The 15,653-nt window shown below is 34.7% G+C and carries 10 protein-coding genes; 8 read left to right on the top strand and 2 right to left on the bottom strand.

Annotated features, from left to right (window positions below; all coding sequences use genetic code 11):
* Positions 1-151 precede the first annotated feature (151 nt).
* From B0A66_RS07810 to B0A66_RS07845, 8 genes are all read left to right on the top strand, one after another.
* Entirely contained in the window at positions 152-2,437 is a 2,286-nt protein-coding gene (locus B0A66_RS07810; RefSeq protein WP_089049293.1) for a GH92 family glycosyl hydrolase, read from the top strand.
* Between the two features lie 605 nt (positions 2,438-3,042).
* Positions 3,043-3,369 carry a hypothetical protein gene (locus B0A66_RS07815; RefSeq protein ID WP_244283410.1) on the top strand — a complete coding sequence of 109 codons (327 nt, stop codon included), beginning with the start codon at positions 3,043-3,045 and terminating at the stop codon, positions 3,367-3,369.
* A gap of 106 nt (positions 3,370-3,475) precedes the next feature.
* The gene (locus B0A66_RS07820; RefSeq protein ID WP_089049295.1) at positions 3,476-5,131 is read left to right on the top strand and encodes a peptidase domain-containing ABC transporter; all 1,656 of its coding nucleotides are present in this window, start codon (positions 3,476-3,478) and stop codon (positions 5,129-5,131) included.
* Between the two features lie 2 nt (positions 5,132-5,133).
* Complete coding sequence (locus B0A66_RS07825; protein ID WP_089049296.1) at positions 5,134-6,486, top strand: HlyD family secretion protein; 1,353 nt, start codon at positions 5,134-5,136, stop codon at positions 6,484-6,486.
* Positions 6,467-7,879 carry a TolC family protein gene (locus tag B0A66_RS07830; RefSeq protein ID WP_089049312.1) on the top strand — a complete coding sequence of 471 codons (1,413 nt, stop codon included), beginning with the start codon at positions 6,467-6,469 and terminating at the stop codon, positions 7,877-7,879. The genes B0A66_RS07825 and B0A66_RS07830 overlap by 20 nt, the downstream gene beginning before the upstream one ends.
* A 445-nt stretch (positions 7,880-8,324) precedes the next feature.
* Positions 8,325-9,992 carry a pyridoxal-dependent decarboxylase gene (locus tag B0A66_RS07835; protein WP_089049297.1) on the top strand — a complete coding sequence of 556 codons (1,668 nt, stop codon included), beginning with the start codon at positions 8,325-8,327 and terminating at the stop codon, positions 9,990-9,992.
* A 23-nt stretch (positions 9,993-10,015) separates the two neighbouring features.
* Positions 10,016-11,698 (top strand): pyridoxal-dependent decarboxylase, encoded by a 1,683-nt coding sequence (locus B0A66_RS07840; protein WP_089049298.1) that lies wholly within the window; start codon positions 10,016-10,018, stop codon positions 11,696-11,698.
* A gap of 11 nt (positions 11,699-11,709) precedes the next feature.
* Entirely contained in the window at positions 11,710-12,927 is a 1,218-nt protein-coding gene (locus B0A66_RS07845) for a pyridoxal phosphate-dependent aminotransferase (protein WP_089049299.1), read from the top strand.
* Positions 12,928-13,014: 87 nt separating this feature from the next.
* Here the strand turns inward: B0A66_RS07845 and porM are convergent, their stop codons facing one another.
* The gene (porM, locus tag B0A66_RS07850) at positions 13,015-14,556 is read right to left on the bottom strand and encodes a type IX secretion system motor protein PorM/GldM (RefSeq protein WP_089049300.1); all 1,542 of its coding nucleotides are present in this window, start codon (positions 14,554-14,556) and stop codon (positions 13,015-13,017) included.
* Between the two features lie 49 nt (positions 14,557-14,605).
* The gene (gene porL / locus B0A66_RS07855) at positions 14,606-15,250 is read right to left on the bottom strand and encodes a type IX secretion system motor protein PorL/GldL (RefSeq protein ID WP_089049301.1); all 645 of its coding nucleotides are present in this window, start codon (positions 15,248-15,250) and stop codon (positions 14,606-14,608) included.
* Positions 15,251-15,653: the final 403 nt, after the last annotated feature.

Below are 15,653 nucleotides of genomic sequence, written 5' to 3' on the forward strand. Positions count from 1 at the left end.
GATCGTTACGTTACGTTTCCTAACAGGTTTTTAAAATCTGTTAGATATAATAGTAGGTATAATATAAGTTACAATTAGGTATAAGTAGTATAAAATTAGAAAAATAATACCTAACAGGTTTTAAAAACCTGTTAGGATAACAACAGAAAGTATGAAAATAAAGACTTTACTTTTTTTAGGATTATTACAATGTTGCGTTTTTGCAAGTGCACAGGACAAAGTTTTGGAGCCTGTAGAATATGTCAATCCATTAATGGGTACACAATCGTTGCACAATCTTTCTAACGGAAATACCTATCCCGCAATTTGCAGACCTTGGGGAATGAACTTCTGGACGCCACAAACCGGTAAAATGGGTGATGGATGGGCGTATGTTTATACAGCAGAAAAAATTAGAGGATTCAAACAAACACATCAGCCTTCACCTTGGATGAATGATTACGGACAATTTTCGATCATGCCCGTAACAGGTAAATTAGTTTTTGACGAAACAGAACGTTCCAGCTGGTTTAGTCATAAAGCTGAGGTATCAAAACCGTATTATTACAGTGTCTATCTGGCAGATTATGATGTTACAACAGAAATTACAACCACAGAGCGAGCAGCTCATTTTCAGATAACATTTCCAGAGAACGAACAATCTTCAATTGTAGTTGATGCTTTTGATAGAGGTTCATACATCAAAATAATCCCTTCAGAAAATAAAATTATAGGCTACACAACCCGAAACAGCGGTGGTGTTCCGAAGAATTTTAAAAACTATTTCGTATTACAATTCGATAAACCTTTTTTAGCTAATTATACCTGGCAGGATAAAACTTTAGAAAAAAATAATTTAGAAAGAACAAGCAATCACGTAGGTGCCGTTGTAACTTTTAAAACCAAAAAAGGTGAAGTAGTAAATGTAAAAGTAGCTTCATCCTTCATTAGTCCTGAACAAGCTGAGCTGAACTTGAAAAATGAGTTAGGAAATACTTCCTTTCAGGAAACCGTTGCAGCATCAAAAAAAGAATGGAGCAAAGTCTTAGATAAAATTACTGTAGAAGGAGGAAGCACAGAACAGTTAAAAACATTCTATTCTTGTTTGTATCGTGCCACTTGTTTTCCGCAAAAACAATACGAAATAAACGAAAAAGGAGAAACGGTGCATTACAGCCCGTACAACGGAAAAGTATTGCCGGGATATATGTTTGCAGGAACCGGTTTTTGGGATACTTTCCGAGCTCTTTACCCTTTACTAAATTTAGTATACCCAGCCATAAACACAGAAATGCAGGAAGGCTTAATCAACGATTATAAAGAAGGCGGATTCCTGCCGGAATGGTCAAGCCCGGGCTTTAGAAATGTCATGGTAGGGAACAATTCGGCATCGGTAGTTTCAGATGCTTTTATAAAAGGATTACGTGGCTATGATATTAACACGCTTTATGATGCTTTGATTCATGGCGCTAATAACGAAGGACCATTGGAGGCAGTGGGAAGAAAAGGAGTTTCGTATTACAACAGTTTAGGATATGTACCTTATAATGTAAAAATCGACGAAAGTGCGGCAAGAACACTGGAATATGCCTACGATGATTTTGCGATCTGGAAATTAGCGAAAGCGTTGAATCGTCCTAAAAAAGAAATTGCGTTGTTCGAAAAGAGAATGATGAATTATAAAAAGCTGTATAATCCTGTAATTGGTCTAATGAGCGGTAAAAATCTGGACGGAAGTTTTCCGGCTGATTTTAATCCATTTAAATGGGGAGATGCTTTTACAGAAGGCAATAGCTGGCATTACAGCTGGAGTGTCTTTCATGACATACAAGGTTTGATAGATTTGATGGGTGGAGAAAAGAAGTTTACAGCCAAATTAGATGCTGTTTTTACAACACCTCCAATCTTCGACGAAAGTTATTACGGTTCCGTTATTCATGAAATTCGCGAAATGCAGATCATGAATATGGGACAATACGCACACGGAAACCAGCCAATTCAACACATGATCTATTTGTACAATTATGCAGGTGAACCTTGGAAAACACAATTTTGGTCCAGAGAAGTAATGAATCGTTTTTATAAGCCTACTCCGGATGGTTATTGTGGAGACGAGGATAACGGACAAACTTCTGCCTGGTACATTTTCTCTGCAATGGGATTTTATCCTGTTTGTCCTGCAACAGATCAGTATGTTTTAGGTGCGCCATTGTTTAAAAAAGTGACTTTAAAATTAGAGAACGGAAAACAATTGGTTGTAAATGCGCCTGAGAATTCAGATGAAAATAAATACGTTAACGAAGTAAAATGGGATAACTCAAATTATCCGGATAATTACATCAATCATTTTGAGATGCTAAAGGGAGGAGAATTAAACTTCAACATGAGCAGTTCACCTAATTTAAACAGAGGGACTTCGACAAAAAATTATCCGTATTCGTATTCAACTTCAAAATAATATCTAGCAATAGATAATAAATTCAGCTTGGGTTTTTATTGGTCGAAAAAAGTAAGCTGAAATCAAAAAGAATCTGTTCTAAACTATTTTAGGAACAGATTCTTTTTTTTGTTTAAAACGATGAATTTTTTAACAGGCATAATTGTTTTTCGATGTTTTTAAACTCTGAACAATCAGAAAAAAATAATGTCTCTTTTTTTTTATAAAAACTTAAAATTATCATGAAAAAGTAAAAAACAACAAAATATTAACAAATAACAACATATTGATTGCTAGATATTTAATTTTGTTTTGATCGGATTCTAATGTTATTCTAATGTTGAGGAGTTAATTTAGTTTTAACTTGCCGCCAAATATTTTTTGAGATAAAATCACAATCGGTGAGACCTTTAATACAAGCCTTTTATATCATTTTTGAACTAAAAATAAATTAGCGTTGAGACTAAAGATTTTCAATTTTAGAAATTGATTTTTTTACAAGTCTTTTTATGATTTAACAGGTGGTGAATTTTTTTATTTTTTAGTAAATGCTGAATAGAATTAAAAATAGTCTTTTATGTAAATGCCTTCAGGCGTTACTAATTGGGTACTTTTTAATTAGCAGTATGAACATCTCCAATAGTGTTGGCAGAATTATAAATGATAATGCTGAGGTGCAAACTGTCAAAGGAATGACCTGCAATTTTCTTAAAAAAATATTTAAGTGTGATGCAATTCCGGAAGAAGTTGACGATTACAAAACAAAAGACTCAAAGACAGCTAAGCTTGCAAAGGGAATTCCTTTGTTAGATTACTTGATTCCTTTAGATACTCCATTACCTGGCTTATACTTTTATATGGAGTCTAAAGGAAAAAACTATATCAATAACCCCATCTTCTCATTTGGGTTTCACGGTAAAATTCATTTACCTCCTCCCGAATTTATCGTATAAATACACGTTTTTTTTTGTAGTTTTAGAAGAAATTCTGCAATATCTTACTATGGTTTTTACCGTAGGTTAACATCTATCTATTAATTTTGTATTTATATATAAATTTATGACACCATTTAAACGTTTCTATAATTTACTAAAGCTGGATAAGCGCGATGTATATCAGATTATATTCTACGCTGCTTTTGCCGGTTTGGTAAACCTCTCTTTGCCACTCGGAATTCAGGCGATTATTAACTTTATTCAGAGCGGTCAGCTAAGTGTTTCCTGGATTGTTTTAGTTATTCTGGTTACCATTGGCGTAGGTTTCGGAGGAGTACTTACCATATTACAATTGCGAATTGTAGAGAATTTGCAACAGCGCATTTTTGTACGATCGTCATTTGAATTTGCTTACAGAATGCCTTTAATTAAATTTAAAGAATTATACTCTGAATACGCTCCGGAAAAAGCAAACCGATTTTTTGATACTTTGATGGTACAAAAAGGAACTGCGAAACTTTTACTGGATTTCTGTACCGCTTTTTTACAAGTTGGATTAGGAATTATATTATTGGTTTTATATCATTCCTTCTTTACCGTAATCGGATTATTGTTTATTGCGATTCTGTATATAATCTTTAAATTTTCATACAAAGACGGACTTGAAACAAGTCTTAACGAATCGAAGTTTAAATATAAAGTAGCTGCATGGATTCAGGAAATAGCGCGTAACCGTGAAAGTTTCCGTAAAAAAGGAAGTTTTGAATATGCCTTAGAAAGAAATGACGGCTATGTAACTGAATATGTAAATTACCGTGAGAAACATTTTCAGGTAATGAAAAAACAATACATTCAGCTTACTATTTTCAAAATTATTGTTACCGCAGCATTATTATCGATAGGAGGATTTTTAGTAATTCACCATCAAATGAATATAGGGCAATTTGTGGCAGCAGAAATTGTTATTGTACTTCTGATCAATTCTGTAGAAAAAATCATCTTCGGACTTGAATCTTTCTATGACGTACTTACTTCTGTAGAAAAAATTGGTCAGGTAACTGATTTAGAAATCTCTTGCATTCCAAAAACGGCATCTGTTACTGAGGCAGGAATTAATATCGAAACAGAAAGTCTTGGATACCATTATCCGGGTTTCAACAAAAAGTCACTTAAAAATATTGACCTTAAAATAAATCAGGGCGAAAAAATATTATTACGAGGAACAAACGGTGCCGGAAAAAGTACTTTACTGCGATTACTTTCAGGACTTTTAGAACCGGAAAGCGGTGCAATGTATGTGACTGATAACTATATGAATCGTCTGGACGAAGATGCTTACAGAGCACAGTCAGGAACTTACTTACAAGGCGATAGGCTTTTTGCAGGTTCGATTAGAGAAAATATTCTTTTTGGAAACAAAGCGATTAATAATGATGAGTTAAAATGGGCTTTAGATAATGTGTGTCTTACACCTTATATTAAAACATTTCCAAACGGACTCGAAAATCAAATTCATCCCGATGGAGGAGAACTTTCGGCGTCTGATATTCAAAAAATATTGTTGGCACGTAGTGTTGTAAATAAACCCAATATATTATTCCTGGAAGATCCTGTTGATAAAATGGATGAACTAACTTCCTCAAAAATAGTTGATTTTTTATTTTCTGAAGAACACAACTGGACTGTAATTGTTACCTCTAAGAGTGATATCTGGATGGACAAATGCAACCGTATGATTACGATTGATGATGGGAAAATTACTAATGACATAAAGCTTTAATCATGCTCAACATATCTAAAGATAACAACATAATTATTAGTCCCGGGCAATATACTTCGATAACCAATGTTGCCAGAAGACCACATTATAAAATATTAAACAAAATCATTATTGGATTTTTATTGTTTGCCGTGGCTTGTTTATTTCTGCCCTGGACACAAAATATCTCAGGAAGTGGTTCTGTAACGACTTTAAAACCAGATCAAAGACCACAAACGGTGCACAATGCAATTGCAGGAAGAATCGAAAAATGGTTTGTAAAAGAAGGTGATTTCGTCAAAAAAGGAGATACGATTCTTTTTATTTCAGAGATTAAAGAAGATTACTTCGATCCAAATCTTGTAGGCAATACAAAAGATCAGGTAGATGCTAAAAAAATGGCATTAGAATCTTATGAAGACAAAGTAGGTTCTCTAAACGTACAGGCGCAGTCGCTAAATACAGAAAGAGAATTGAAATTGCAACAGGCGCAAAATAAAATCAAACAAGCGCATTTAAAAATTAAGAGTGACAGTATGGATCTTGAAGCGATTAAAACGCAGTTAAGAATCGCACAGACACAATTTACCCGTTCAACAGCACTAAACAGCGAAGGTTTAAAACCGCTTACTGATGTAGAGCAAAAAAAGCTTAAACTTCAGGAATCTGAGGCTTATATCATTACACAGCAAAATAAATTACTAAGCAGTAAAAATGAATTGATTAATGCTAAAGTTGAAATAAATCGTATTACAGCGGAGTATGCTGAAAAAATATCAAAATCAAGAAGTGATAAATTTACTGCTTTAAGCACGCAATATGATACAAAAGCGCAGGTAAATAAATTGCAGAATCAGTATGTAAATTACAGTATTCGAAATGGGTTGTATTACATTACAGCACCACAAAGCGGATACGTAAACAGAGCTTTGCTGGCTGGTCTTGGAGAAACGATAAAAGAAGGAACTCCTGTAATAAGTATTATGCCGCAAAGCTATGATATTGCTGTAGAAACTTACGTAGAACCAATTGATCTTCCGTTGGTACACCGCGGAGCAAGAGTTCGTGTCTGGTTTGACGGATGGCCTAGAATTGTATTTTCAGGCTGGCCGGGATTATCGTATGGAACTTTTGGAGGTAAAGTAGTGGCGATCGAAAACTTTATAAGTCCGAATGGAAAATACAGAATACTTATAGCACCTGATGGACACGATAACGAATGGCCAAAACAACTTAGTATAGGAGCCGGTGCGCAAAGTATCGCTTTATTAGAAACCGTTTCGGTATGGTATGAAATGTGGCGTAACCTAAATGGTTTCCCTCCAAATTATTATAAGTCAGATGAAAAAGCAGCAAATGGAAAAGAGAAGAAATAATATGAAATACGTAGTATTTTCTTTTTTGTTTTTCTTTGGTTTTTGCACCTCATATAGTCAGGATTTTATTCAGGAAGAGTTAAGCTACAGCGAGTTTTTAGGATATGTAAAAAAATACCATCCCTTGGTAAAACAGGCAAATCTGGAAGTAAGTACGGCACAGGCAAAACTGATGATGGCGCGTGGTGGATTTGATCCTAAAATTGAAGTCGATTACAACAAAAAAGAATTTAAAGGAACCGAATATTATTCGTTATTAAACAGCAGTTTTAAAATTCCGACATGGTACGGAATCGAAATAAAAGCAGGTTTTGACGATACAGACGGTCAATATTACAATCCGCAAAATCGTACACCAAATGCAGGTCTAACCTCATTGGGGCTTAGCGTAGCATTAGGGCAAGGTATGTTTATCAACCAGCGAATGGCCGATGTGCGAGAAGGAAAACTTCAGATAAAACTAAGTGATGCCGAACGTAAACTAAAAGCGATAGCCGTTTTGTACAAAGCAAGTGAAGCTTATTTTGAATGGAGAAAAAGTTATAACGAAGCAGAACTTTACAGAAACTATCTGGGATTTGCCAGTACGCGTTTTAAAGGAGTAAAGAAACTGATTGAATTGGGAGATTCTCCTGCAATTGACAGCGTCGAAGCCAAAATTACAGTTCGAAACAGAGAGCTGAATTTAGAAAATGGAAATCTGAAGTTAGCAAAGGCAAAACTAAATCTGGCGAATTATTTATGGATAGAAAATGTTCCTGTAGAATTGGACGACGTGGTTAAACCGGAACAAAATCTGATTCAGACACTCGAAGAAACATTAAAGACAGATGCCATGTTGGTAAATGTGGAATCACTAGAATCGCATCCTAAAATACAATCCTTAGAAACGAAACTATCGATGCTGGAAATAAGCAGACAGCTCAAGGCTAATATGTTGCTTCCAAAGATAAACGTAGGCTATAATTATATTTCTGAGCCTGTTTACTTTGATTCTTTCAATGCAGATGATTATAAATTTAATGTCGATTTTAGCATTCCTATTTTCTTAAGAAAAGAACGCGGAAGCCTTAAAATTGCCAAATTAAAAATTCAGGATTTAAAGTTCGATATCGAACAGCAAAGGCTGGAACTTAAGAATAAAATAAAAGCACAGCAAACTGAAATCACGTCTTTGAAAAGACAAAAAGTGGTAATAGATAATCTGGTTCAGGACTATCTCACCATGTTAAATTCAGAAGAAAAGTTGTTTTCGTTTGGAGAAAGTTCGATCTTTCTGATCAATTCCAGAGAGAACAATCTGGTAAGTGCAAAACTGTCTCAAATTAGTATAGAGAATCAGTTCTATATTTCAAATGCCGAATTATATAAAATACTCGCAAATCCAGATTAATTTACGAGTAGTAAAATACCACAAAATGTAAAATAAGGTATCATGGAAGTTCCCCACTTCAATTGATTCCCATATAGCTCTCCTGTTGCCCCAAAGGAGCTAGTAATAACCTTAAGGAAGAAAAATTAAAATTTGTACCCGTATTTATTCACGATAAATACGGGTATCGGTTTTACGTGTGATTATTTCACTACAATAATTGCATCAAATTGTACGAAGATAACTTACCCCAAGAATATTTTCGTCATAATGCTGCCCGCATAAACCCTCATTAATCCTCATTTTTTTTAAAAATAAGCCAGCAATGTTACTTGCCCCACATTCTATTGTTTGCTTGTAAAATCGATGTCGTCAGGAATTTTAAAAATACAATACAGAGACAGAATCTATTTCGGAAACTGTAATTGTATCAATAAGAGTAATTAAAATTAAAAACTATATCATTATGCAAATCCCAATTTTAGAGACGAACTGTGGCAGTGATCCTCAATTCGAGCAATTCTTAAACGATTTAAGAAAATCACATTACACCGTTCAGGAAGAAGCCAGAAAACATCAAGCTGAGCTCAGTGGTAAAGATCAGGTTTGTTTAGGACCAAAATTTCCAGTAGAATCCTTTAACTATGAATCAGAATTGGCTCAGTTAACAGAGGATACTTTGTCAGATGAAGAATTAGCAAAAGAAATGTATTCTTTTTTTCAGGGAGTGGCGCGTCCACAATCAGAGTTATCGCTATTTAATATGGTTCCGGAGCCCATGACTACCGCAATAGTTGGTTCCTGTATGGCTACGCTTTACAATGTAAACAGTCTAATGGACGCTTATGGAGGTAAATCACTTTTGATTGAACAAAAAGTAGTAAGAACAATTGGTAAATGGATCGATTGGAATGAAAGCTATGGCATTGCCTGCAATGGAGGAAAATTGACCATGCTGTATGCTGTAAAAGCAGCAATTTCGAAAATTGCACCCGATTCTCAATCTAAAGGAATACCGGATAATTTGGTAGTCATTGCTAATGAAGGAGGACATTATTGTGTAGAACATGTTTGCTCTCTTTTAGGAATAGGAACCGAGAAATGTCTTAGGGGAATTACCGATGAATATGGAAAAATGGATTTGAAAAATCTGGAGCACATAATGGAGATCGAAATTAAAAAAGGAAACAAGATCGCTGCTATAATTTGTTCTGGTGGTACAACCATTAATTTTTTCTGTGACAATACACAAAAAGTAGCTGATTTTGTAGATGAATTTGTTGATAAGCACAAGCTGGATTATCGTCCGCATTTGCATCTCGACAGTGTCATCGGATGGATTTATTTTGCTCTTTTAAAAAAATCAAATGAAGAAATCAGCAATTTTAAAGCGACAGATTTTGTTAAGAATAAATTGATTGAGACTAAAAATCGTTTTCTGGGTTTAGCAACTTTCGATTCTTTTGGTGTCGATTTTCATAAAGACGGATTATGCCCTTATTCCAGTAGTTTTTTTGTTAGTAAAACTGCCGACTGTTTCAATTTACTTAATGATGGAAATTATAAATACGACTCTAAAGATTTTGATTTCGAGCAGTTCAGAGCTTATCGTTATACCCTCGAAAATTCAAAACCGTCTCAGGGAATTTTATCAGCATGGATGGTGTTAAAAAAAATAGGGAGCAAAGGACTTATTCACTATCTGACTCAATTGCATGAAACCCAGTATAAAATTATAAAGGAAATGGAAAAGCAGGGCGTATTTAAGGTGCTCAATAAATGTTCACTTGGATGGGAAGTTGTTTTTGCTATTCATTTTAAAAAATTAGCCGCAGAAAGCGAAGATTTTAATCACGATCAGGCAGCGATGGGCTTTATGCAGCGCTGCTGGGACAAAGTAAACAGAGGAGAAGTTTTTCCATTATTTAGTGTTGTTCCGGATTATAGAATTGATAATGACAGAAACAATACCACTACAGCATTTCTAATTTATCCCATGCAGGGCAATCTTTCACTTTCTTCTATAACCGAAATTTTGAATACGATTAGTAATGAAGTATCCCTTTTTGAGGAAACAGTGCTGAAAAATAAAGAAGAGTTAGTAACCCGAATATTTGAAAAACCAATACGATAATACACTAAACTTTATTAAACTTTATGGATTCTAATCTCTTAAATAACCACACACAAAAAGCAGCTTCTAATGATCAATTAGACACAGTATTATCTCATATAAAAACAATTCATAAAAATATTCAGCAACAAGCAAAGTATGAGCAATCGAAATTAAATACAACTTCACAACAAGCATTAGGACCAAAATTTTCTATTGAATACTTTAATTATGAAGAAGAACTGGAGAAGATGGAAGAGAATACTGATTATGGCCTATCTCTGGAAGAAGCGACAAAGGAAATCTACCCATTTTTTCAGGGAGCAATTCGATTAGAGTCTCCGATGGCGATGTTTAATGTTTCTGCTAATCCACTTCCGGAAGCTACAGCAGCTTCCTGTTTAGCCAATATCTATAATGTCAATTTTTTAATGGATGCTTATGCAGGAAAAGGACTTTTAATTGAACAAAAAGTAGCCAGAACGATTGGTAACTGGATGAATTGGAAAGATTGTTTTGGAATTTCATGCAATGGAGGAAAAACAACACTGCTATATGCTGTTAAATCAGCATTGTCGAGAATTGCTCCAACTTCTCAGCAAAACGGTATTCCTGATAACCTTGTGATTATTACCAACCAAAAAGGGCATTACAGCATCGATCATGTGGCGAGTATATTGGGAATAGGAAGTCATAATTGCCTAAGAATTAGTTCTGATGAAGATGGTAAAATGAATTTAGCAGAACTCGAATTAGTAATGGGAAGTCAGATAAAAAAAGGGAAAAAGATCGCTGCAATTATTTGTTGTGGCGGCACAACAATTGATTTTATCTGCGACGATACAGAAGCTGTAGCGCAATTGGTAGACCGATTCACAACAGACAACCAATTGCAGTACAGACCTTATTTGCATCTGGATGCTGTAATAGGTTGGATTTACTTTAGTCTTTTAAATAAAAAGGATAGCGAAATTTACAACATCGTTCTCAATACCACTATTGCTGCTAAAATTATTGAGGTCAAAAACAGATTTCAGGGTCTGGCTTCTTTCGATTCATTTGGAACAGATTTTCACAAAGTAGGATTGTGTCCTTACACAAGCAGTTTTTTTATTAGCAGAAATAAAGACTGTTTAAATCTGTTAACAGATGGAAACTACAAGTACACAGATCAGGATTTCAATTATGGACAGTTTAGATCCTATCGTTATACAATTGAAAATTCAAGACCTTCTCAGGGAATTCTCTCTAGTTGGACGGCATTATTAATCCAGGGACGAAATGGTTTTATCGAGTATCTTACAAAATTACACAGCAATAATTTGCACGTAGTCAATAAACTGGAAGAATATGATATTTTTAATGTCATTAATAAAAGATCATTAGGATGGGAGGTTGTTTTTTCTATCCGCTTTAATGAAATTGCTTTAAAGCAGAAAGCTGATTTTGATTATAATAAAACAGCAATGGCCTTCATGCAACGCTGTTGGGAAAAAGTAAACAGGGGAGCATTTTTTCCTTTGTTTAGCATAGTTCCTGAATATTTTATCCAAAATGGTAACGCTACCACAGCCTTTCTTATTTATCCTACCCATCAAAATATTACAATGTCATTTATAAACAATGTCATTGACTTAATTTTTAGAGAAGTTAGCTTATTTGAGCAGGATATAATTTCAAATACTCAAAAAATATTTAGTGAACCTATCGAAAAACCAATTCGTTAAAAACTCTTTTTATGAAAAAAATACTAGATCAAAGTCTTCTTGCAGAAGAGAAAGATGCTTTTGCAATTTTAAACACACTGACTACCACTTACACAAATTTAGAAAGGAACAATCCTAACATTCCATCATTAATTAATCTGTCTATAGGAAATCCTGATGTAATTCCTAATGAATATTGGTTAAAACGATTGGCGTATCATGTACAAAATCCGGAGTTGCACGGATACGGAAAATTTAATACAGCTATCAATGATACTCTGAAAAGTAAATTTGCAGCCTATCATTACCGACGCTTTCAAAAAAACAATGACAGACAAATACTAAATTACAAGGAAGAAGTTTTGGATCTTTTAGGAAGTAAAGAAGGCATTTTTTACACGCTATTTTCTGTATTAAGTCCCGGAGATAAAATTCTCATTCCTAATCCTTCGTATTCCGTTTATCATAGTGTTGCTAAGTTAGTACAGGCAGAAGTTGTTCCTGTAGATCTAAAAGATAATGGCAATCCTGATCTTGAATCTATTGCTAGAGAAGATGTGTTAGCCGGTAAAATATTGGTGTTATGTTCGCCTGACAATCCGACAACCCATCTTTTGACCGAAGATTATTTAAAATACGTAATTGATTTTTGTAAAAAGAATGCTATTTTGGTGATCTTAGATTTAGCGTATGCACAAATTGCCTTTGATAGTACGAATTTGCCTTGCAGCATTTTAGCATTAAAAGGAGGTAGTGATGTTGCAGTAGAACTTCATAGCTTGAGCAAGTCATGTAGTCTGGCAGGATGGAGAATTGGTTTTATTGCAGGTAACAAAAAAGTCCTCGCTAAAATAGACAAGATCAAATCGCAGATTGATTTTGGAATGTTTCTTCCAATTCAAAAAGTAGCCATTGAACTTTTAGATAATATAGAAAAGGAAAGTACCAGGCAAAAAGAAGTGTATGACAAAAGATTATCATTTTGGATCTTCAGCATGTCAAAAATAGGATGGAAGATTTCTAAACCAAAAGCAGGTTTCTTCTTATGGTGTAAATTGCCCGAATCTTTTCCAATAGATGATGATATCGAATTTGTAGAAAAGATGCTTCTGGCAACAGGAGTATTAGTAACCCCGGGATCAGGATTTGGTTCAGGTGGATCCGGCTATATCAGAATTGCTTTGGTACAGGACTTAACACAACTGGAAATTGCCTGTCATAGAATTAAAAAATGGCTTGACAAATTTTAGGACTGAACATTTTTCAAAACAAAAAACCTGTAAACATCATGTTTACAGGTTTTTTTAGATTTGGGGGAATCAAAAAGGGTGTATATATTATTGTATTTCATAAATTACCGGAGCCGTTCTTGGTAATAAATAGCTACCAGCTCCAACAAGTTTTGTTTTAATTTCAGAAATCGTAACCTGATCTCCTTTACCTGCTTTCAAAAGAGCCGATTTACATTGTGCATTTAATCTGTTACCAGCCACAACAACAGTTGGTTGCCCGGTAATTTTCATATTAAATCCAACAACATCTAAGCCTACTTCAAAATCGAAATCAAGCAATTTAGCACCAATAGTAGCAATTTCCAAGTTCGATTTAGGTCCTTTTACAACACCTATTTCTCCTCTAATTGTACCTGTTGGTCCAGGAATACCTTTAATTCTAAATGTCTTTTTGTCTGTAACCTGATCTCCGTTTGGTAAAGTTCCCGTTACAGAAATTGTAGCTTCAGAACCCTGACCCGGACTCATATTGTATTGGCCCGGTTTACCCGCTGAAACTAATCCAGGAGCACTTGCAACAATTTTGTTAGCATCTACACCAGCAAAAGATACAGAGATTGGGTTAACAACACCTCTATAAACAACATTCATTTTATCTGCAGAAATTGTTGCAGCGTTTGGTCTTGGTACTACCACGTACGTTCCTTGAAACTTAAGCGGAATATCTTTACCATCTTCTAAGAAAGAAAATTGTCCGTTGATGTTTTGTTCTCCAACACCTCCGGCAGTTAACGAGATCATAGCTTGGCCATTCTCAATTTTTCCGGGACCATCAAATGAAGTTGGTGTCGTATTTTCGTCATAACGACCTAAAACAACTTTACCCGTAACCTTTTCACCTTGGAAATAAGCATTTTTGTCTAAAACCACAATCGCCTGATAATTGCTGTAAGAAGCAGCAGCAACAGCCGCTTTTCCTAAGGCAGCACTGTAAATATCAGCTTCTACTTTTTCGATATCACTTTGCCAGGCTGAAAGTTTAGCCAATGAAGCTACAGCAGGGAAACCTTTAAAATGATATGTTAAATACTTATCTTTTAATCCTTCTTTGTTCTTTACATCAGAAAGATCAAATTTATCCTGAACTTCCGTTATGATAGCGGCGTATTTTTTATCCTTACCTAAAGCAGCTTTCATAGCAGCTTTGTATTTTTCGATTTTAGCGATCACTTCATTCCCTTTTGGAGCATATCCGTCTCCAGTAAACCAATCATCAAGATTATCACCTTTATCCATCGCTTCATAAGGTAATTTTCCAGTTTCTTTTTCTATTTCGAAACCTTTTAATACATCACCTTTTAATCCGCCAATGTAGGCGTAAAGCTCTTTCGAAGCCTTTTCGACTTTATGCGCTGTCTGAGCAGCAACAGCAAATTCTCCTTTTGCTTCAGCAGCTTTTTGATCCAGCGATTTTAATAAACCGGCATTTGTCTGAACCGATGCCGTATTCGCGGTTTCAAATTTTTCATTCATTAAGCCAAAAGCAGATAATACTTCTTTTGACATGTTCATTGCTAACATGGCGATGAAAACCAGATACATCAGGTTAATCATCTTCTGTCTAGGGGTTAATTTTCCTCCTGCCATTTTTTTGTAATTAATTATTAATAAATCTAATCTATTAGTTAAGAACTAATTATCCCTTGTTATTCATTGCAGAAAGCATACCGCCATATACATTGTTTAAAGAAGCAATGTTTGCAGTCATAGATTGCATTTGTTCTTTTAATTTTGATGCGTTATCAGCTATTACATTATTAGCTTCAGCATTTTTTGAAGCACTTTCCAGCTGAACTTTGTATAAGCTGTTTAATGACTCCATTTGAGCAGCAGCATTAGCCAATTCTTCTCCATATTTTTTAGTTGAAGCGATTGATTCAGATGATGGTGCAATAGCTCTGGCTGCATCTTCGAAGTTTTTGATACTTGTTCCTAAGCTTGAAATTAATTCACCATCAATTTTAGCTTCTTTCAACATTACATCTAATTTTTGAGATAACAAACCTTTTTCATCAGAAGGATTTGCTTCCAGATGTTTTACTTTGTTATGTCCGTGAGCCAATTCAGGATAAACACGTGTCCAGTCTAACTCGTGATCAACAGGTTCGAAAGCAGAAAGTGCAAAAATTGCGGCTTCCGTTAACAATCCAACAGAAAGCATAACAGTACCTGTTAAAGGTCCGATTTCAAAGTGAGTAATTTTGAATAACGCTCCAACGATTACTACTGCTGCTCCCATTCCGTAAGCAAAATTCATTGTTTTTTTACTTAATAATGCCATAATTCTTTTTGGTTTTGATTTATATTATCGATTAAAATAATGAGGTACACTTGTACTTAAAATTGATGTTATCCAAACCCTCATATCATCTTAGATTACATTTTCTACAATTGAAAGTAAGCAAAGGTATTTTGTTTCGTAGGATAAATAAATCATATAATTGTCAGTTTAAGACATATTTTTGGAGAGTAAAAAGTTGTTTAACATAAGTGATATTTAGGAATGACGCTTGAATTTTAGGAAAGGCGAGTCGCTAAAAAGTGTTTTTAGTATTTAACATTTGTTGTGGTTTGTTGCTTGGGAGAAGGGGAGTTTTGGATTATGAAAAACTAGTTGCAAGGGAATGTGTTTTTTAGCTTAGAAGTTAATCTATAGCTGCAACTTTGACTAGTCCTAAATAATC

The organism is Flavobacterium hercynium (assembly GCF_002217285.1).
GTDB classification, from domain to species: Bacteria; Bacteroidota; Bacteroidia; order Flavobacteriales; family Flavobacteriaceae; genus Flavobacterium; species Flavobacterium hercynium.